Genomic DNA, 18,337 nt, shown 5'->3' on the forward strand with positions numbered 1-18,337 from the left:
ATGACGCCCAGTCATTCCGGCAACCAAGTGTTCGCTTCGTCAGCATCCAGTCGCGGGGCCTGGAGCCTCATCTGGTCATCAACGCAGCACGCCTGTACGATCACCGCCGATGGGGGGTCGTGACACAACGTAAAAAAGCGTTCTGGGTCTGAACTTTACAGACCCGAGAGCACGAAAGGAAATTGTATTTCCAGCACATAAAGGGGGCACGGGGTTGGCGCAAGAAAAGGTACGGGGTCAGATGCTAGCGATCGGCGCATTAACTGAATCGGCACGGCATGCATTCAGCGGGTCCTTGCTCACTCAGGTGGCAGAACCGGAAACGAGAGGTCTGAAAGGGCTAAATGTGCGGGGGACAGAACAGCACATCCGGACGATCCCTCTTTTTCAGAGGATCGCGTCATGGCGGCGGCGCCTGTTTGACACTCGCCGTCAGCGCACGGCGCCCGCACGGCCCTTCGGGTGGGAGCGGAAGGTCGTGGAGGAGGAGCGCCAGCGGATACGCCGCGACCTCCACGACGACCTGGGCCCGAGGCTTGCGGGGATACGGCTGCGCCTGCTCACCGTGGCCGATCAGCTCGACGAGTATCCGGCGGCCCGCCAGCTCATTCAGGAGGCCGCGGCGGAGATCGTCCAGCTGACGGAGGAGATGCGGCGCGTGGTCGAGGGACTGCCGCCGGAGGCGCTGGACCGGTGGAGCCTGGGCGAGGCCCTCCGGCGGCTGGTCGTGCGCGTGAACGGGCTGGGGGCCGACGTCACGGCGGATGTGCCCGACGTCCGGCTCGACCTGTCGGCCACCACGGAGCGGGCTCTCTACCGGATCGCCGAGGAGGGCCTGACCAACGCGCTGCGGCACGCCGATGCCCACCACGTGCGGCTGCGTCTCCTGGTCGAGGAGCGGGACGTCATTCTGGAGATGGCCGACGACGGCGTCGGTCTTCCCCGGGCCAGGAAGGGCGGGATCGGCCTGACCTCGATGAGGCTGCGCGCCGAGGAGGCCAATGGCTACTGTGTCGTCGTGCCGGCGCGGCCACAGCCCGGCACGCTCGTGCGCGCGGTGCTGCCGCGGAGGGCGGCATGAGCATCCGCGTGTTCCTGGTCGACGACCATCCCGTGTTCAGAGCGGGATTACGGTTCGCGCTGGAGTCCGCCGACGGCCTGGAGGTCGTCGGCGAGGCCGCCAGCGGTGAGGAGGCGGTAGGCGCGTTGCGCCTGCTCGATCCGCCGGCCGACGTCGTGGTCATGGACCTCCAGATGCCCGGCGGATCGGGCATCGAGGCCACCAGGCTCATCCGTGCGCAAACCGCCGAAGACGACACCGCCCCGCAGGTGCTGATCCTTTCCGTGGCCGAGGACGACCACTCCGTGGTCACCGCCCTGCGCGCGGGAGCGCATGGCTTTCTCGTCAAACTGGCGTCTCGTCAGGAGCTGATCCGTGCCATTCACGTCGTGGCCGAAGGAGGCGCGGTCTTCGGCCAGTCGGTGGCGGCGCGGCTGGAAGGGTATTTCTCGGCATTGCACGTGCTGCCGAGTCGTGCGGCCTTTCCCGAGCTCACCGAGCGCGAGCGGCAGATCCTGGATCTGCTCGCGCGCGGATACAACAATCGCAAGATCGCCAGGGATCTCGTCCTGGCCGAGAAGACCGTTCGCAACCACATCACGCAGATCTACATGAAGCTGGGTGTGAACGATCGCATGGCCGCGGCCGTCCGTGCCAGGGACGCGGGACTGGGCGAGTAGGAACGACGGTAGGACCACCTCCGGCCGCCGTGGCGGGTGTAACACGCCCTGGGGTTCGTCGTGCATTCTTTCCCCTCCATCACCCGCCACGTCCGGGACACGACAACGGCTAGAGGACGAGGGCGACGTCGCCGCCGGCCGAGACGGGCCAGGCGGAGGGAACGGGGCGACGGCTCGCGCCCGGGTTCCCGGCCTCGTCCCGCTCGCGCTGAAGGTAGGTGCTCAGCTCGCCCAGCACCCGTTCGGTGCTGCGGTGGAGCACCTTGGCCAGGTCCCCTGAGGCGGCCTCGGCATCCACCTCGGTCAGGAAGTTGTGCACGATCTCAAGGCGGGCGCCACCTTTGTCCGGTCTCACGTGCCAGCTCCCGTTCAGCACCACCGTCGACGGAGGCAGTGACAGCACCTCGAAGCCGATGTAGAAGTGGGCCGGGAAGTAGTACCAGTGACACCAGGTGACACTCTCGCCGAGGTCGTCGATGACCTTCATCTCCGCCACCACCTCGTTCTCGACGACCCGGTTCTGCGCCACCGACTCCACGGCGCTGAACACGGTGGGCCACAGGCCCAGGTCGGCGCAGAGCTCGTACACGCGCGAGGGCGTGCTGCCGATGACGACCGAGTTCTCGACGGTTTCCATTGAGCGGGACCTCGATTCGTGTCGCGTAGGCTGCCATGCACCAATATCCGGAGGCCGACTCGAGCGGCACTAGGGCCGGTATAGAGTCCGGCTCCGCACGCGCGCCGACGTGCCCCGGTTCATGCCGCTGGGCGGCGAGCTCGAGTCTCCCTCGAGCCCCGTTCGAGTCGAACTCCGAAGAATTCCCCCATCCAGTTATTCGTGCGCGAGAGGCGTTATATGAACCGCGGGCGACGGTGGGCGTGATGAGCGAACGCCGCACGTGCCCCAGATGCCGGCACGTGGGGGACGACCGGAACGTCGGACCCGACCTTGGCGTGTGCCCGCGGTGCGATCACCACTTCCCGCTGACCGCGCCCCAGCGCCTGGCTCAGTTACTGGATCCGGGCAGCCTCCGGCCGATCGGCGTCCCCCCGCTGGGGGGCGGTTCTCCGGAGGCGGTGGTGTGCGCTACGGGGACGGTGGAGGGCCGGCCGCTGGCTCTCGCCGTCATGGACTTCCGCTTCCTGGGCGGGCGGCCCGGCGCGGCCGTGGGCAGGCGGATCGGCAAGGCCGCCGAGCACGCCCTCGCCGAGCACCTGCCCCTGCTGATCGTCACGGCCGGCGGCGGCCGCATGCTGGAGGGAGTCTTCTCCCTCATGCAGATGGCCAACGTCACCGAGTCCATCGGCAGGCTGCGGCAGGCGGGACTCCTGACGGTGTCCCTGGTCACCGGCCCGTCCTCCGGGGGACTCGAAGCGTGGTTCACCACGCTGACCGACGTCATCGTGTGCGAGCCGCGGGCCAGGCTCGGGTTCACCGGGCCCCGCGTCATCGATGGAACCATCCGCAAACCGCTCCCCGCCGCCGCCCAGACCGCCGAGTCCCTGCTGGAACACGGCACGGTCGACATGATCAGGCGGCGCGTCGAGCTGCGGCCGGCGATCGCCGGGATTCTCACACCGGTGCCCAGTTCACCAAGCCAGACCCACGGGGGTCGTCTGGGCGTCCGATCGAGGACAGGAGACACAAGCACCATGGATGAACAACAGTTCGTCTTCGGATTCGGCACCAACGGCTTCGGCGACCACACCCTGCACGACACCCTGGGGATGCTCGCCGACCTTGGATATCAGGGTGTGGGGCTGACCCTGGACAAGCACCACCTCGACCCCTTCGCCGACGACCTCCCCCAGCGGCTGGTACGGCTGCGCCGCAGGCTCGACGAGCTGGGCCTGCACGTCGTCATCGAGACCGGCGGCCGGTACGTGCTCGACCCCTGGCGCAAGCACTACCCCAGCCTCGTGTCGGCCGGCGGCGTCGAGCTCCGCGTCGACCTGCTGCGCCGTGCCGTGCGCATCGCCGCCGAGATCGGTTCCGAGGTGGTCTCGTTCTGGAGCGGGATCGCCTCGCCGGAGCTGTCGGAGGACCAGCTCTGGGACCAGCTCCTGTCGGCGTGCACGGAGGTCGCGGAGGAGGCGGACCAGCACGGCGTGCTGCTCGGCTTCGAGCCGGAGCCCGGCATGTTCATCGACACCCTCGACTCGTTCGACGAGCTGATCAAGCGCCTTGATCCCCCGGACCTGTTCGGGCTCACCCTGGACATCGGCCACTGCCAGTGCCTGGAGCCCGACCCCGTGCCGCAGTGCGTGAAGCGTGCGGCCACGCGCCTGGTGCACGTCCAGATCGAGGACATGCGGCGCGGGGCGCACGAGCACCTGGAGTTCGGCGAAGGCGAGATCGACTTTCCGCCCGTGCTGCGCCAGCTGGTCGAGGTGGGCTACGACCGCCAGGCCACGGTGGAGCTGCCCCGCCACAGCCACGCCGCGCCCGACGTGGCGGCCCGGTCGATTCGCTTTCTGCGCGAAGCCGCCCGGTCGTCCGCTCCCTTGTATCCGTAAGAAGGAGGCATCATGCGATTCCTGCACTCCGACGGCACCCTCGTTCACCTGGCGTACTGCACCAACATGCACATGGCCGAGGACCTCGACGGGGTCGTCACGCAGCTCGCCCGCTACGCCGAGCCGGTGCGGGAGCGGCTGGGGACCGACCGGCTGGGGCTTGGGCTGTGGCTGGCGGCGCCGGTCGTGGCCGAGCTCGCGGCCGATTCCGGTGCCCTGCGGTGGCTGCGCTCGGAGCTGGACCAGCGAGGACTGGAGGTCGTGACCCTCAACGCCTTCCCCTATGCCGGTTTCCACGCGGCGTCCACGAAGAAGACGGTCTACAAGCCGGATTGGGCGGATCTGTCCCGGCTGGAGTACACGCTGGACTGTGCGAGGATCCTGACCGCCCTGCTGCCTGACGACGTGGTCAGGGGCAGCATCTCCACCCTCCCGTTCGGGTGGCGGGCGGACTGGACGCCCGAGCGGGGCGACCAGGCCAGGCGCAATCTCGATGCGCTGGCCGACGGGCTGGCGGCGCTGGAGGTGGAGACCGGGCGGACGGTGCGGGTCGCCTTGGAGCCCGAGCCCGGGTGCGTGGTGGAGTACATCGCGCAGGCGGTCGAGCACCTGCGCTCCCTCGACACCGAACGGCTGGGCGTCTGCCTGGACATCTGCCACCTGTCCGTGGCGTTCGAAGATCCGCAAGAGGCCGTCGCCGCGCTGGAGAACGCGGACCTGTCCATCGTCAAGACGCAGGTCTCCTGCGCTCTGGAGGTGCCGGAGCCCAGCGGTCCCGGCGTGCAGAGCGCGCTGTCGGGCTTCGCCGAGCCGCGGTTCCTGCACCAGACCAAGGAACTGACCTCGTCCGCCCTGCTGAGCTGCGACGACCTTCCCGACGCCATGGCGGGCGGGCTGCCCGGCGCAGACCCCTGGCGCGTGCACTTCCACGTGCCCCTGCACGCCGACCTGCCGGCGCCGCTGTCCTCCACCAGGCCGGTTCTGCTGGCCGCGCTGGACGCCCTGTTCGGCGGTCCCACCGCCCGGACCGAGCACGCCGAAGTCGAGACCTACACCTGGCCCGTGCTGCCGGGTGCCGAACGCGGGGACACCGAGCTGATCGCGGGGGTCGCGGGCGAGCTGGCGTGGACCCGGGACGCGCTGGAATCCCTGGGGTTGAAGGAGGTCTGACGCAAGGACCCCTCCGGGACAATGTCCCCAGGCGCTCGGGACAGCGGGACAGTTACGTTGAGAACGTTTCACCGGAAATCTCTGCCAACCGGAGAAAGGTTCTCGGCGTGACATTGAAAGTGGCGATTATCGGCGCGGGAATCGGAGGGCTTTCTGCCGCGGCGGCGCTTTTGAGAAAGGGCGTCGAGGTAAAAGTCTACGAACAGGCGCCAGAACTTCGAGAAGTCGGCGTCGGATTGCACCTGGGCTCCAACGGCAGCAGGATTCTGCGCCGCTGGGGCCTCGGGAAGCAGCTCGACGAGGTGGCGGTGATGCCGGCTGCGACGGAGGTGCGCGACTGGAAGGAGGGCCGGACCCTCACCCGGTTCCCCATGGGTGAGATGTGGGCCAAGCGCTTCGGCGACCCCTTCTACACCATCCACCGCCAAGATCTCCACCAGTTGCTGGCCGCGCAGGTGCCGTCGGAACTGGTACGCCTGAACAGCAAGCTCGTTTCCTACACCGACCACGGCAAGTCGGTGGGGATGGAGTTCGCCGACGGCACCACGGCCGAGGCGGACGTGCTGATCGGGGCGGACGGCGTGCACTCCGTCGTCCGGCAGGTGGTGGCCCCGCCCCAGAAGCCGACCTTCTCCGGTCACAGCGTTTTCCGCGGGCAGGTGCCCTCCAGCGCCCTGCCGACCGACTCGCTGCTCATCTGGGGCGGCCCGAACTGCACGATGCACGTCTACCCGGTCCGCGGCGGAGAGTCCCTGACCTTCGTGGCCGTCGTGCTGGACATGACCTGGGAGCTGGAGTCCTGGAGCGCGCCCGGCGATCCCCGCGATCTCGCCGCCGCCTTCGCCGACTGGAACCCCGAGGTCAAGTCGGTCATCTCCGCGGCCGTGACGGACGTGCGGCGCTGGGCCCTGTACGACAGAGAGCCGCTGGAGCGCTGGAGCGTGGGCCGGATCACCCTGCTGGGCGATGCCGCGCACCCCATGCTCCCCCACCTCGGCCAGGGCGCCAACCAGGCCATGGAGGACGGCGTCGCACTGGCGCACTGCCTGGCCGCCGCCCCGGGCGAGGTTGCGGAAGCGCTGCGGCGCTACGAATCCATCCGACTTCCCCACACCGCTGTCGTCCAACGTGGTTCACGAGGCGGCGGCACGCTCAAGATGCGCTCGGACACGGGACGCGACTCTCTGGCCACGATGGTCGAAGAGGTCGCCGCGGTCCAGGGCTACGACATCGAAACCGAACTTACGTAAGGAGGACGATCATGCGTACTGGTATTTGGCTGGTAGGCGGCCGCGGTTCTGTGGCGACCACGACGATCACCGGCGCCGCCGCCATGCGGGCCGGGCTCGCTCCGGCGTATGGATGTGTGACGGAGCTGCCGGCGTTCAGCTCCATTGGACTGCCCGGCTTCGACGAGCTCGTGTTCGGCGGCCACGACGTGGTCCAGACCGACCTGGTCAAGCGCGCCGAGGAGCTGGCCGCGGCCGGGGTGTTCCCCAGGAACCTCCCTGAGGCCGTGCGCGAGGACCTGATGGCGGCCGACGCGGAGATCCTGCCGTGTGCGGACGGCGACGCGAGCAACACCCAGGCCATGGTCGCCGAGGCGCTCGTGGCCGACATCAACGACTTCCGCCGCCGCAACAACCTGGAGCGGGTCGTCGTCGTCAACGTCTCCTCGACCGAGGCCCCGATCCGCAAGGTTCCCGCGCACGAGTCGCTGGCCGCCCTGCGCGAGGCGCTGGCCCAGGGCCAGAGCGTGCTGCCGAGCAGCTCCCTGTTCGCCTACGCGGCCTTCCTCGCCGACTGCCCGTTCGTCGACTTCACGCCCTCCCCCGGCGCCCGTGTCCCGGCGCTGGACGAGCTGGCGCGCGAGCGTGGCCTGCCGTACGCCGGCAGCGACGGCAAGACGGGCGAGACGCTGGTCAAGTCCACCCTCGCGCCGATGTTCGCGCACCGGGCGCTGCGCGTGAAGTCCTGGCACGGCACCAACGTGCTCGGCGGCGGCGACGGCGCGAACCTGGCCGACCCCGAGCGCGTGGTCAGCAAGGCCGTCTCCAAGGCGATGGTGCTCGAGGCCATCCTGAAGTACCAGGTCGAGGGTGGTGTGCACATCCACAACCTCGTCGACATGGGCGACTGGAAGACCGCTTGGGACCACGTCACCTTCGAGGGCTTCCTCGGCACCCGGATGACCATGCAGTTCATCTGGCAGGGTTGCGACTCCTCGCTGGCCGCGCCGCTCGTGCTCGACCTGGCCCGCCTGGTGGCGGTGGCGCACCGCGAGGGCGTCAGCGGCCCCATGCCCGAGCTGGCGTTCTTCTTCAAGGACCCGGTCGGCACCGACGAGCACGAGCTCGAGCGGCAGTACACCATGCTCACCGACTGGGCAGAGGGCCTGCAGGCCAAGGGATGATGAGCCGCGACACATCCGGGAAACCCCGCAGAAGCAAGCTGGCGAGCCTGGCCCGTCTGGTCCGGGCTCCCGCGGCGCTGACGGTCCCCGGCGACATCCTGGCGGGGGCGGCGGCCACGGGCCGCGCCTCCGGCCCGGCGCTGCTCGGCCGGATGGTCTCGTCGATCTGCCTGTACTGGGCCGGCATGGCGCTCAACGACTATGCCGACCGGGAGCTGGACGCCAAGGAGCGGCCGAACCGGCCGATCCCCTCCGGGGACATCTCCCCGGGGGAGGCGCTCGGCGTGGCGGTCGGCCTGACCACGGCCGGGGTCGCGCTCGCGCTCGCCGCCGACGGCAAGCGCGGGCTGGCGACGGTGCTGCCGCTGGCGGGCGCGGTGTGGGCGTACGACCTGACGCTGAAGTCCTCGCCGATCAGCCCGATCTCGATGGCCGCCACACGGTTCCTCAACGTGCTGGCCGGTGCGAGCCCGGGGCGGATGCGCCAGGCCGTCCCCGCGGCCCTGCTGACCGGCCTGCACACCGCGACGGTGAGCCTGCTGAGCAAGTACGAGGTCGAGGGCGCACCCATGGCCGTTCCCGGGGTCGCGCTCACCGCCACCGGCCTGGTGGCGGCGGGCGCCGTCCTGAACGGCGCGACCGCGCGTCCCGCCGACCAGGCTTCGGCGCTCGTGCTGGCCGGGAGTTACGCGGCCAACGGCATTCGGTCGCAGCTCATGGCCGTGGCCGATCCTTCGCCGCGCAACATGCAGGGTGCCGTGGCCTCCGGCATCCACGGGCTCACTCTCCTCCAGGCCGCGCTGACGGCTCGTGCGGGCTCGCCCGGCACCGCGCTGGGGATCGCGACCGCGTTTCCGGTTACCCGACAACTCGGTAAAAGGACGTCACCCACATGATCGCCCTCGATTTGGACAAGCAGCAACTTCCCGCAGCCGCCCAGCAGTGGCTGGACGAGGCGACCGAGCAGGTGCGCCAGGATGTTCTCGCCGTCGACAAGCTGTTCCCCGTGGCGGCCCGCAAGGCCGGTCGCGGCCCGCTGGGCGACGGCTGGGACGTCGGCGAGGCGGCCCGAGTCCTTCTGCTCACGGCGCTGCCGCTGAAGGGCGCCGACCTGGCCGAGGTGCTGACGCGCCTGTATCGGGGCGGAAGCGCGGCGGAACGGCGGGCCGTACTCAAGGCTCTGACCCTCCTGGACCGGGACGGCAGGCTCGGCCCGGCCGCGCTCGCGCTGACGGAGGAGGCGGTCCGCACGCACGACACCACGCTGGTCACCGCCGCGATGGGCGAGTACGGCGCGCGGCACCTCGACGCCGCCGCCTACCGCCAGGGCATCCTCAAGTGCATCTTCACCGAGATCCCGCTCTCCGAGATCGCCGGTCTGCCCGAGCGGGCCGACCCGGAGCTGGCTCGCATGCTCGCGGGTTACGCCGCGGAGCGCATCGCCGCCGGCCGGTCCGTGCCCGAGGACATCTGGCCCATCATCGAGGCCCACCCCGACCTTCCTGAGACCGCCGACGTTCTGGCGCGGAGGAGCTGACGGCATGCGCATCTTCGACCCCCACATCCACATGACCTCGAGGACGACCGACGACTATCGCGCGATGGCGGACGCCGGTGTCGAGGCGCTGGTGGAGCCGGCCTTCTGGCTCGGGCAGCCGCGCACGAGCGTGGAGACGTTCGTCGACTACTTCGACGGCCTGCTCGGCTGGGAGCCCTTCCGGGCCTCGCAGTTCGGCATCAGCCACCACTGTGCGATCGCGTTGAACCCCAAGGAGGCCAACGACCCCCGGCTGAAGGGCGTCATGGACCTGCTGCCGCGCTACCTGGTCAAGGACCGGGTCGTCGCGGTGGGCGAGACGGGCTACGACTCGATGACCCCGCTCGAGGACGAGATTCTCGCCCGGCACCTGGAGCTGGCCGTCGAGCACGGCCTGCCCGCGCTGGTCCACACCCCGCACCGGGACAAGGCCGTCGGCACCAAGCGCACCCTCGACGTGGTCCGCGAGTCCGGCATCGACCCCGGCATGGTCGTCCTGGACCACCTCAACGAGCTGTCCGTGCCGATGGTCGCCGAGAGCGGCTGCTGGATGGCCTTCTCCGTCTACCCGGACACCAAGATGACCGAGGAGCGGATGGTCAGCATCCTGAAGGAGTTCGGCACCGACCGGATGATGGTCAACTCGGCCGCCGACTGGGGGCACAGCGACGCGCTCAAGACCCTCAAGACGGGTCAGGCGATGCTGGCCGCCGGGTTCGACGACAAGGACGTCGAGAAGGTCCTCTGGAGCAACCCGGTGGACTTCTACGGCCAGAGCGGACGGCTGGAGCTCAACAACGCGGAGGTCGCCGAGGAGTACGACGGCAACTCCATCAAGCGGGGTGGCTCGTGAACAAGCTGCTCGTGCTCAACGTGGTCGGGCTCACCCCGCGCCTGCTCGACCACATGCCCAGGCTCCGGGAGGTGGGAGAGGCGGGATTCCGCGCTCCGCTGGGCACGGTGCTGCCCGCGGTGACGTGCTCGGTTCAGTCCACTCTGCTGACCGGGGAGCTTCCGTCCGTGCACGGCGTGGTCGGCAACGGCTGGTACTTCCGTGAGCTGGGCGAGGTCCTGCTGTGGCGCCAGCACAACAAGATCGTCGGCGGAGAGAAAGTGTGGGAGGCCGCCCGCCGGCAGCAGCCTGGCTACACCGTGGCCAACGTCTGCTGGTGGTACGCGATGGGCGCGGACGTCGACTGGACGGTGACGCCGCGACCCATCTACTACGCCGACGGCCGCAAGGAACCTGACTTCTACACCTACCCGGCAGGTCTGCACGACGAGCTGGTCGCCGATCTCGGCGACTTCCCGTTGTTCACCTACTGGGGACCGAACGCGGGACTGCCGTCCTCGCGCTGGATCATCGGCGCGGCCCGGCACCTGCTGCGCCACCAGCAGCCGGACCTGACCCTCGTGTACGTGCCCCATCTGGATTACGACCTGCAACGTTATGGCTCCAGCGGGCGGCAGGCGGCCGCGGCTGCCGCCGAGCTGGACGAGGCGCTGGCGCCGCTCCTGGATGACGCCCAGGGCGCCGGTATCACCGTGGTCGCGCTCAGCGAGTACGGGATCACCGACGCCGATCGGCCTGTGGACGTCAACCGGGAGCTGCGCCGCGCCGGGATGCTCAACGTCTACACCCAGGACGGTATGGAGTACCTGGACCCGTGGACGTCCCGCGCCTTCGCCGTCTCCGACCACCAGGTGGCCCACGTGTACGTGGCCGACCCCGGTGATCTGCCGGCGGTGACCGAACTGCTGTCCGGGATGAACGGCGTCGCCGAGGTCCTGGACGAACAGGGCAAGAAGGAGCACGGCCTGGATCACCCGCGTGCCGGGGAACTGGTGGCCGTGGCCGAACCTCGAGCCTGGTTCACGTACTACTACTGGCTCGACGACGCACGAGCGCCGGACTACGCCAAGTTGGTGGAGATCCACCGCAAGCCCGGCTACGACCCTGCGGAGCTGCTGTTCGACCACACCAATCCGCTGGTCAAGGTGGACGCCGCGCTCGCGGTGGCGCGGAAGAAACTTGGCATGCGCTACACCATGGAAGTGGTGTCGCTGGACCCCTCGCGCGTCGGGGGCAGCCACGGACGACTGCCGTCCGACGAGCGGGACGCGCCGGTGCTGCTGTGCACCAGCGGCCAGGCAGCCCGCCCCGCTCTCGCGGCGACCGACGTCAAGGAACTGCTGCTGGAGCTGGCCTTCACCTAAGGAGAGCCCATGCTCGACATCCGCCTGCTCGGCGGCTTCACCCTCATATGGAACGGCGCCGACTGCACGCCGAGCGCACGGAAGATCCAGCAGGTGCTGAGCCTGCTGGCGCTGTCCGCGAACCGCTCGGTACCCGACGAGGCACTGATCGAGGAACTGTGGTCGGGCGCACCGCCGGTCAGCGCGCGGACGACGTTGCAGACCTACGTCTACCATCTGCGCAAAGTGCTGAACAACGCGGTGCTCGCGCGGGTTGCGGAAGGGTATGAGTTGCGCCTGGACCGGGAGGCCGTGGACGCCTTCAGGTTCGAGCGGCTCGTGCAGAAGGGCAGATCCGCCCTTGCCGCCGCCCGCCCGCTGGTTGCCTACGAGTTCCTGAACGGTGCCCTGGCGCTGTGGTCGGGAGGAGAGCAGGCGCTGGCGGGTGTGCCCCAGGGAGCGCTCCTGCGGGCGGAAGCCGTACGGCTGGAGGAGCTGCGGATGAATGCGCTCGAACTGCGCATCGACGCGGCACTCCAGCTCGGCGACTACGCCGCCCAGATCGGTGAGCTGAAGCGGCTCACCGCTCGTTACCCGCTCAACGAGGCGCTGCATGGCAAGCTCATGCTCGCCCTGTACAAAGCGGGCAGGCGCAACGACGCCCTCCAGTGGTACCGGCAGTTGCGCACGACGCTCCGTGAAGAGCTGGGGCTGGAGCCGTCGGAGGAGATCCGCCGGCTGCACGCCTGGATACTCGGGCATCGGTCCTCGCCCGAGGGCGCTCTCATCGCCGATCCGGCGCCGGCTTCGCGCGTCGCGGGATAGTTCGGCGCCCTCGGGCCTCACGGTCCCCGCCTCCGCGGTCAGGAGTGCGGGGACCTTGGCGTTCCCTCCCCCGGGACCCTAGGAGGCGTCCTGGGTGGCGAACAGCAGCTCGGCGATGCGCAGGTCGGCAGGGTGGGTGATCTTGATGTTGCGCTCGCTGCCCGGCACCAGGTGGATCGGCACCTCGGGCAGGTAGCGCAGCAGCACGCCGCAGTCGTCGGTGGCCGGCTGCTTGTCGAAGTCCGGATCGGCCAGCGCCCGTTCGTACGCCTCCCTGATCACCGACAGCCTGAAGCACTGCGGCGTCTGGCTGCGCCGGAGCGTCGCGCGGTCCAGCACCGCGCCGATGGACTCGCCGTCCGCGGTGGGAGCCGCGGCCAGGATCGTGTCGGAGCTGGGGATCGCCACGTTGACGGCCCGGTGGGTCTCCAGGGCCTTCACGCATTCGGCGATGATCCGGGGCGACACCAGGGGGCGCACGGCGTCGTGCAGCAGCACGTCGCACTCCTGCGTGCCGAGCGCCTGAAGCGCCCGCCACGTGGTCTCGGTACGGCTCGCGCCGCCTTCCACGATCTTGGTGACCTTGCGGTAGCCGCCCCGGTCCACGATCTCGCGTATCCGGCCGGCGTACCCGGGCGTCATCAGCACCACGATCTCGTCGATCTCGGGCGCGCTCTCGAACACGGCGATCGAGTGCTCGATGATCGTCTTTCCCGCGACCTCGACGAGCTGCTTGGGCATGGCCAGCCCTACCCGTTGCCCCACGCCGCCGGCGAGCAGCACGCCGATCGCCATGACCTTCTCCTCTCCGCCGGATGCTGCGAGATTCGCCGGAGCGACTCGAGCCACACTCGAGAATCAATTGACTGGCGCGCTCCCGGGACGCGGCTGGGACAACGTGCCCAGGAACTTAGGACTGAATGCCTCCTAGCGTGTGGCGTATGACGCCTGAGGCGATGACCGTAAATTACACTGCGGTACGGCAGGGGCTCGATTCTGTACTGGTCGATTTCCTGCGTGAAAAGCTGAATTCGCTGCCTGATTCACGCCTCGAGAATCTGATCGACCATCTCTGCGAATTCGTGATCCACGGCGGAAAGCGGCTGCGGCCGCTGCTCTGCTACTACGGCTGGGAGACCGTCGAGGAGGCCGGCGAGCGCACCAGCGTGCTGCGCGCGGCCGCCTCGCTGGAGCTCTTCCACGCCTTCGCGCTCATCCACGACGACATCATGGACGCCTCGGCCATGCGCAGGGGACGTCCGACGCTGCACAAGGCGCTCTCGGTCAACGACGCGATCCTGCTCGGCGACATCGCGCTGGTGTGGTCGGACGAGATGCTGCATGCCAGCGGGGTCGACCCGCAGCGTCTGATCGCCGTGCGCAGCCTGGTGGAGGCCATGCGTGCCGAAGCGCTCTACGGCCAGTGCCTGGACCTGCAGGCCACCGGAGGCGCGAAGGACGATCTGGACCTCGCCACCACGGTCGTGCGTTACAAGACCGCGAAGTACACCGTGGAACGCCCGCTCCACGTAGGCGCCGCGCTGGCCGGAGGCGGCCCGGAGGTGCTGCGTTCGTGCACCGCCTACGCGCTGCCGATCGGTGAGGCATTCCAGCTCAGGGACGACGTGCTGGGCGTCTTCGGCCACCCGGACGTGACGGGCAAGTCGGCCGTGGAGGACCTGCGCGAGGGCAAGGTGACCGTGCTGATCGCCACCGCTCTGTCGCTGGCCGACTCGAAGCAGATCGAGCTTCTGAACCGCCTGCTGGGCAATCCGGAGCTGGACGAGGCGGGCGCCGAGCGGGTGCGCGAACTGCTCGTGGACACCGGGGCTCTCAAGCACGTCGAGGACATGATCCGCCGGCGTCGCGAGGAGGGGCTGGCCGCGCTGGAGGCTGCGCCGTTCCGTCCCGAGGCCGTCGTGGCCCTTCGGGAGATCGCCTACGCCACCACCGAGCGCGTCTCATGAGAGGTGAGGAATGGACAAGCGGGTGCTGCTCGCCAGCCCGCGGGGTTACTGCGCGGGGGTCGACCGGGCGGTGGAGACCGTCCGCAAGGCATTGGATCTGTATGGACCGCCCATCTATGTGCGCAAGGAGATCGTCCACAACAAGCATGTGGTCGAGAGACTGCGCGGTATGGGAGCGATCTTCGTAGAGGAGGCCGACGAGGTGCCGCACGGCGCCACGGTGGTCTTCTCCGCGCACGGCATCTCGCCCGAGGTGCGCCGCTCCGCCGCGGAGCGTTCGCTGAAGACGATCGATGCGACCTGCCCTTTGGTGACCAAGGTGCACAACGAAGCGCGCCGGTTCGCCTCCGAGGGCTACGACATCCTGTTCATCGGCCATGAAGGGCATGAGGAGGTCGAGGGCACGATCGGCGAGGCGCCCGAATCCATCACCCTGGTCGACGGCGCGGACGGCGTCGCCAACGTGGAGGTGAAGGACCCGTCCCGCGTGATCTGGCTGTCGCAGACGACCCTGTCGGTGGATGAGACCATGACAACGGTGTCACGGTTGAAGGAGCGTTTCCCGCTGCTGGAGGCTCCGCCCAGCGACGACATCTGCTACGCGACGCAGAACCGCCAGATGGAGGTCAAGGCGATCGCGCCCGAGTCCGACGTCCTCATCGTCGTCGGCTCGAAGAACTCCTCCAACTCGGTGCGCCTGTGCGAGGTCGCTCTGGAGGCCGGCGCGGGCGCCTCCTACCTGGTCGACTACGCCCACGAGATCGACGAGGCGTGGGTGCGCGACGCCACCACCATCGGGCTCACCGCCGGCGCCTCGGTGCCGGACGAGCTGGTCCAGGACGTGCTGGCGTGGCTGGCCGAGCGCGGATTCAACGACGTCCAGGAGACGTCGGGCCCACGCGAGGGCACCGTCTTCGCGTTGCCGCCGGAGCTCCGCGCCGATCTGCGCGCGGCACAGGAGGGAGCGTCATGACCGCCGTCCAGCTTGGGCTGCCGGAACAGCGCCTGACCAAGCGCCGCAAGTCGCGCCAGGTGATGGTCGGCGACGTGCCGGTCGGCGGCGATGCCCCGGTCTCCGTGCAGTCGATGTGCACCACGGTGACCGCCAACATCGACGCGACGCTCCAGCAGATCGCCGAGCTCACCGCGTCCGGGTGTCAGATCGTCCGCGTCGCGGTGCCGTCCCAGGACGACGCCGACGCGCTGCCGATCATCGCCAAGAAGTCGCCGATCCCGGTGATCGCCGACATTCACTTCCAGCCCAAGTACGTCTTCGCCGCGCTCGAAGCCGGGTGCGCGGCCGTCCGGGTGAACCCGGGCAACATCAAGAAGTTCGACGACAAGGTCGCGGAGATCGCCAAGGCCGCCGCCGACGTGGGCACGCCGATCCGCATCGGCGTCAACGCCGGCTCGCTCGACCCTCGCCTGCTGAAGAAGTACGGCAAGGCCACGCCGGACGCCCTGGTCGAATCCGCGCTGTGGGAGTGCTCGCTGTTCGAGGAGCACGGCTTCCGCGACATCAAGATCTCCGTCAAGCACCACGACCCCGTGGTGATGATTCAGGCATATCGCCAGCTCGCCAAGGCCTGTGAGTACCCGCTGCACCTCGGAGTCACCGAGGCGGGTCCGGCCTTCCAGGGCACGGTGAAGTCCTCGGTCGCGTTCGGCGCGCTCCTGGCCGAGGGAATCGGTGACACGATCCGGGTCTCGCTGTCGGCGCCGCCGGTGGAAGAGGTCAAGGTCGGTACTCAGATCCTGGAGTCTCTCGGGCTGCGGGAGCGCGGCCTGGAAATCGTGTCCTGCCCTTCGTGCGGGCGCGCCCAGGTGGACGTATATCGCCTCACCGAAGAGGTGATGGCGGCGTTGGAGGGATTCCCGGCGCCTTTGCGCGTGGCCGTGATGGGCTGCGTCGTCAACGGTCCCGGTGAGGCCCGTGAGGCGGACCTGGGTGTCGCCTCCGGGAACGGCAAGGGCCAGATCTTCGTCAAGGGGAAGGTCGTCAAGACCGTCCCCGAGTCTCAGATCGCCGAGGCCTTGGTGGAGGAGGCAATGAAGCTCGGCGAGCAGATGGGCGTGATATGAGCAGTCTTCTGCAGCGGATAGCCAATCCCAGTGACCTGAAGGCCGTGGACCCACGGGACCTGCCGGAACTGGCCGACGAGATCAGGAGGCTGCTGGTCCAGGTGGTGTCGAAGACCGGAGGCCATCTCGGTCCCAGTCTCGGCGTGGTGGAGCTGACGATCGCGCTCCACCGCGTCTTCGACTCCCCCAAGGACCCGATCATCTGGGACACCGGCCACCAGGCGTACGTGCATAAGATCCTGACCGGGCGGGCCGGGACGTTCTCCACCCTCCGTCAGGAGGGCGGCCTTTCGGGCTATCCGAGCCGCTCCGAGTCGGAGCACGACTTCGTGGAGAACTCCCACGCCTCCACCTCCCTGTCGTACGCCGACGGCCTGGCCAAGGCGGCCAAGCTGCGCGGCGAGACGAACCGGACCGTGGTGGCCGTGATCGGCGACGGCGCGCTGACCGGAGGCATGGCCTGGGAGGCGCTCAACAACATCGCGGGCGTCAAGGACCTGCCCTGCGTGATCGTGGTGAACGACAACGGCCGCTCCTACTCGCCGACCATCGGCGGGCTCGCGACCCATCTGTCCTCACTCCGGCTCACCCGCTCGTACGAGGACCTGCTGGCCGGGGCCAAGGAGAAGCTGAGCGGCTACCCGGCGCTGTACAGCGCGCTGCACGGGCTCAAGCAGGGGCTCAAGGACATCTTCACGCCGCAGGGGATGTTCGAGGACCTGGGGCTGAAGTACTTCGGCCCGATCGACGGCACCGACGAGCCCGCGGTGGAGGCCGCGCTGCGCGCGGCCCGCGACTTCCGCGGACCGGTCATCGTGCACGTGATCACCAAGAAGGGCAGCGGGTACCTCCCGGCGGAGAACCACGAGGAGGACTGCTTCCACGCGACCGGCGCGTTCGACCCGGTCACCGGCACGGGGGCGCCCAAGGTGGCGGGCTGGACCGACGTGTTCAGCGAGGAGCTCGTCAAGCTCGGCGCGGAACGCGACGACCTGGTCGGGATCACCGCCGCCATGCTGTATCCGACCGGGCTGGCCGCCTTCGCCGACGCCTACCCCGAGCGCTGCTTCGACGTCGGCATCGCCGAACAGCACGCGCTGACCAGTGCCGCCGGTCTGGCCTACGGCGGGCTGCACCCGGTGGTCGCGATCTACTCCACCTTCCTCAACCGCGCCTTCGACCAGGTGCTCATGGACGTCGCCCTGCACAAGCTGCCGGTCACGATAGTGCTGGACCGCGCTGGGGTGACGGGTGACGACGGAGCCAGCCACAACGGCATGTGGGACCTGTCGATCCTGCAGGTCGTGCCCGGGCTGCGCATCGCGGCGCCGCGTGACGCCGACCGGCTGCGCACGCTGTTGCGGGAGGCCGTGGCCGTGGAGGGGCCGACCGTCGTGCGCTTCCCCAAGGGTGCCATCTCCGAGCCAATCGAAGCCGTCGGCCGGCTCGGTGCCATGGACGTGCTCCGCAAGTCCGGCTCCGTCTCGGCGGACGTGCTGATCGTCGCCGTCGGCCCGATGGCCGCCACCGCGCTGGAGGCGGCGCAGATCTTGGAGTCGGAGGGCATCCAGGCCACGGTGGTCGACCCCCTGTGGGTCAAGCCTCTGGAGGAGGAACTGGTCACCGCCGCGGAGTCGCACCGCCTGGTGGCCGTCGTGGAGGACAACGGCCGGGTCAACGGGGTCGGCGACGCGGTGGCGCGGCTGCTGCGCGATGCCGACTCCGCTGTGCCGGTGCGTTCCTTCGGTCTTCCGCAGCAGTTCCTCAACCACGCCAAGCGGGCGGCCATCCTGGCCCAGAACGGGCTGACCGGCGCCGACCTGGCCAGGGACATCAGCCGTACGTTGCGGCCGGCCCTGGCCCGCTGACACGCCGTTCGATCAAGCAACG

Annotated in this window: 17 protein-coding genes; 15 read left to right on the forward strand and 2 right to left on the reverse strand. The window is 69.1% G+C overall.

Going from position 1 to position 18,337, the window contains the following annotated elements:
- Window positions 1–478 precede the first annotated feature (478 nt).
- Entirely contained in the window at window positions 479–1,081 is a 603-nt protein-coding gene (locus tag FVE25_RS12990) for a sensor histidine kinase (RefSeq protein ID WP_157246789.1), read from the forward strand.
- Window positions 1,078–1,740: a response regulator gene (locus FVE25_RS12995; protein WP_157246790.1), complete on the forward strand. Its 663-nt coding sequence runs from the start codon at window positions 1,078–1,080 to the stop codon at window positions 1,738–1,740. Before FVE25_RS12990 ends, FVE25_RS12995 begins: the two co-directional genes overlap by 4 nt.
- A 109-nt stretch (window positions 1,741–1,849) precedes the next feature.
- On the opposite strand, the gene FVE25_RS13000 is transcribed toward FVE25_RS12995, so the two are convergent.
- Complete coding sequence (locus tag FVE25_RS13000) at window positions 1,850–2,377, reverse strand: SRPBCC family protein (RefSeq protein WP_157246791.1); 528 nt, start codon at window positions 2,375–2,377, stop codon at window positions 1,850–1,852.
- A 443-nt stretch (window positions 2,378–2,820) separates the two neighbouring features.
- Here FVE25_RS13000 and FVE25_RS13005 point away from each other — a divergent pair, with 443 nt between their 5' ends.
- The 9 genes from FVE25_RS13005 to FVE25_RS13045 all read left to right on the forward strand — a co-directional run bounded on the left by FVE25_RS13005 (window position 2,821) and on the right by FVE25_RS13045 (window position 12,398).
- On the forward strand, window positions 2,821–4,257 hold the full coding sequence (locus FVE25_RS13005) for a TIM barrel protein (RefSeq protein ID WP_181019563.1): 1,437 nt from the start codon (window positions 2,821–2,823) through the stop codon (window positions 4,255–4,257).
- 12 nt (window positions 4,258–4,269) lie between these two features.
- Window positions 4,270–5,427 (forward strand): metabolite traffic protein EboE, encoded by a 1,158-nt coding sequence (gene eboE, locus FVE25_RS13010; RefSeq protein WP_157246793.1) that lies wholly within the window; start codon window positions 4,270–4,272, stop codon window positions 5,425–5,427.
- Window positions 5,428–5,546: 119 nt separating this feature from the next.
- A complete protein-coding gene (locus FVE25_RS13015) occupies window positions 5,547–6,677 on the forward strand; it encodes an FAD-dependent monooxygenase (protein WP_246267066.1) in 1,131 nt (376 codons plus the stop codon).
- A gap of 11 nt (window positions 6,678–6,688) precedes the next feature.
- A complete protein-coding gene (locus FVE25_RS13020) occupies window positions 6,689–7,840 on the forward strand; it encodes an inositol-3-phosphate synthase (protein WP_157246795.1) in 1,152 nt (383 codons plus the stop codon).
- Window positions 7,840–8,736 carry an SCO3242 family prenyltransferase gene (locus FVE25_RS13025; protein WP_157246796.1) on the forward strand — a complete coding sequence of 299 codons (897 nt, stop codon included), beginning with the start codon at window positions 7,840–7,842 and terminating at the stop codon, window positions 8,734–8,736. The genes FVE25_RS13020 and FVE25_RS13025 overlap by 1 nt, the downstream gene beginning before the upstream one ends.
- A complete protein-coding gene (locus tag FVE25_RS13030) occupies window positions 8,733–9,377 on the forward strand; it encodes an EboA domain-containing protein (RefSeq protein WP_157246797.1) in 645 nt (214 codons plus the stop codon). The genes FVE25_RS13025 and FVE25_RS13030 overlap by 4 nt, the downstream gene beginning before the upstream one ends.
- Before the next feature lie 4 nt (window positions 9,378–9,381).
- Window positions 9,382–10,230 (forward strand): TatD family hydrolase, encoded by an 849-nt coding sequence (locus tag FVE25_RS13035; RefSeq protein ID WP_157246798.1) that lies wholly within the window; start codon window positions 9,382–9,384, stop codon window positions 10,228–10,230.
- 53 nt (window positions 10,231–10,283) lie between these two features.
- On the forward strand, window positions 10,284–11,594 hold the full coding sequence (locus FVE25_RS13040; protein WP_246267067.1) for an alkaline phosphatase family protein: 1,311 nt from the start codon (window positions 10,284–10,286) through the stop codon (window positions 11,592–11,594).
- A gap of 9 nt (window positions 11,595–11,603) precedes the next feature.
- Window positions 11,604–12,398: an AfsR/SARP family transcriptional regulator gene (locus FVE25_RS13045; RefSeq protein ID WP_157246799.1), complete on the forward strand. Its 795-nt coding sequence runs from the start codon at window positions 11,604–11,606 to the stop codon at window positions 12,396–12,398.
- Between the two features lie 78 nt (window positions 12,399–12,476).
- On the opposite strand, the gene FVE25_RS13050 is transcribed toward FVE25_RS13045, so the two are convergent.
- Window positions 12,477–13,193, reverse strand: a complete 717-nt coding sequence (locus FVE25_RS13050) for an IspD/TarI family cytidylyltransferase (RefSeq protein ID WP_219825473.1) — start codon at window positions 13,191–13,193, stop codon at window positions 12,477–12,479.
- Between the two features lie 161 nt (window positions 13,194–13,354).
- Between FVE25_RS13050 and FVE25_RS13055 the strand changes: the two genes are divergently transcribed.
- The 4 genes from FVE25_RS13055 to dxs are packed head-to-tail and all read left to right on the forward strand — an operon-like array spanning window position 13,355 to window position 18,315.
- The gene (locus tag FVE25_RS13055) at window positions 13,355–14,365 is read left to right on the forward strand and encodes a polyprenyl synthetase family protein (protein ID WP_281367846.1); all 1,011 of its coding nucleotides are present in this window, start codon (window positions 13,355–13,357) and stop codon (window positions 14,363–14,365) included.
- A gap of 10 nt (window positions 14,366–14,375) precedes the next feature.
- Window positions 14,376–15,338, forward strand: a complete 963-nt coding sequence (locus FVE25_RS13060) for a 4-hydroxy-3-methylbut-2-enyl diphosphate reductase (protein WP_157246801.1) — start codon at window positions 14,376–14,378, stop codon at window positions 15,336–15,338.
- Window positions 15,335–16,447 carry a flavodoxin-dependent (E)-4-hydroxy-3-methylbut-2-enyl-diphosphate synthase gene (gene ispG / locus FVE25_RS13065; RefSeq protein WP_157246802.1) on the forward strand — a complete coding sequence of 371 codons (1,113 nt, stop codon included), beginning with the start codon at window positions 15,335–15,337 and terminating at the stop codon, window positions 16,445–16,447. The genes FVE25_RS13060 and ispG overlap by 4 nt, the downstream gene beginning before the upstream one ends.
- Window positions 16,444–18,315: a 1-deoxy-D-xylulose-5-phosphate synthase gene (gene dxs, locus FVE25_RS13070; protein ID WP_157246803.1), complete on the forward strand. Its 1,872-nt coding sequence runs from the start codon at window positions 16,444–16,446 to the stop codon at window positions 18,313–18,315. The genes ispG and dxs overlap by 4 nt, the downstream gene beginning before the upstream one ends.
- The last annotated feature ends 22 nt before the right edge of the window (window positions 18,316–18,337 follow it).

The sequence above is a fragment of the Nonomuraea typhae genome (assembly GCF_009760925.1).
Lineage (GTDB): Bacteria > Actinomycetota > Actinomycetes > Streptosporangiales > Streptosporangiaceae > Nonomuraea > Nonomuraea typhae.

What these genes read in the sequence shown, in the direction of transcription:
- FVE25_RS13035 (WP_157246798.1), top strand. Translation starts at nt 9,382, where the DNA reads ATGCGCATCTTCGACCCCCACATCCACATGACCTCGAGGACGACCGAC.
- FVE25_RS13020 (WP_157246795.1), top strand. Translation starts at nt 6,689, where the DNA reads ATGCGTACTGGTATTTGGCTGGTAGGCGGCCGCGGTTCTGTGGCGACC.
- FVE25_RS13060 (WP_157246801.1), top strand. Translation starts at nt 14,376, where the DNA reads ATGGACAAGCGGGTGCTGCTCGCCAGCCCGCGGGGTTACTGCGCGGGG.
- ispG (WP_157246802.1), top strand. Translation starts at nt 15,335, where the DNA reads ATGACCGCCGTCCAGCTTGGGCTGCCGGAACAGCGCCTGACCAAGCGC.
- FVE25_RS12995 (WP_157246790.1), top strand. Translation starts at nt 1,078, where the DNA reads ATGAGCATCCGCGTGTTCCTGGTCGACGACCATCCCGTGTTCAGAGCG.
- FVE25_RS13000 (WP_157246791.1), bottom strand. Translation starts at nt 2,377, where the DNA reads ATGGAAACCGTCGAGAACTCGGTCGTCATCGGCAGCACGCCCTCGCGC.
- FVE25_RS13045 (WP_157246799.1), top strand. Translation starts at nt 11,604, where the DNA reads ATGCTCGACATCCGCCTGCTCGGCGGCTTCACCCTCATATGGAACGGC.
- FVE25_RS13030 (WP_157246797.1), top strand. Translation starts at nt 8,733, where the DNA reads ATGATCGCCCTCGATTTGGACAAGCAGCAACTTCCCGCAGCCGCCCAG.
- dxs (WP_157246803.1), top strand. Translation starts at nt 16,444, where the DNA reads ATGAGCAGTCTTCTGCAGCGGATAGCCAATCCCAGTGACCTGAAGGCC.
- FVE25_RS13050 (WP_219825473.1), bottom strand. Translation starts at nt 13,193, where the DNA reads ATGGCGATCGGCGTGCTGCTCGCCGGCGGCGTGGGGCAACGGGTAGGG.
- FVE25_RS13025 (WP_157246796.1), top strand. Translation starts at nt 7,840, where the DNA reads ATGAGCCGCGACACATCCGGGAAACCCCGCAGAAGCAAGCTGGCGAGC.
- eboE (WP_157246793.1), top strand. Translation starts at nt 4,270, where the DNA reads ATGCGATTCCTGCACTCCGACGGCACCCTCGTTCACCTGGCGTACTGC.
- FVE25_RS13040 (WP_246267067.1), top strand. Translation starts at nt 10,284, where the DNA reads ATGCCCAGGCTCCGGGAGGTGGGAGAGGCGGGATTCCGCGCTCCGCTG.
- FVE25_RS13055 (WP_281367846.1), top strand. Translation starts at nt 13,355, where the DNA reads ATGACCGTAAATTACACTGCGGTACGGCAGGGGCTCGATTCTGTACTG.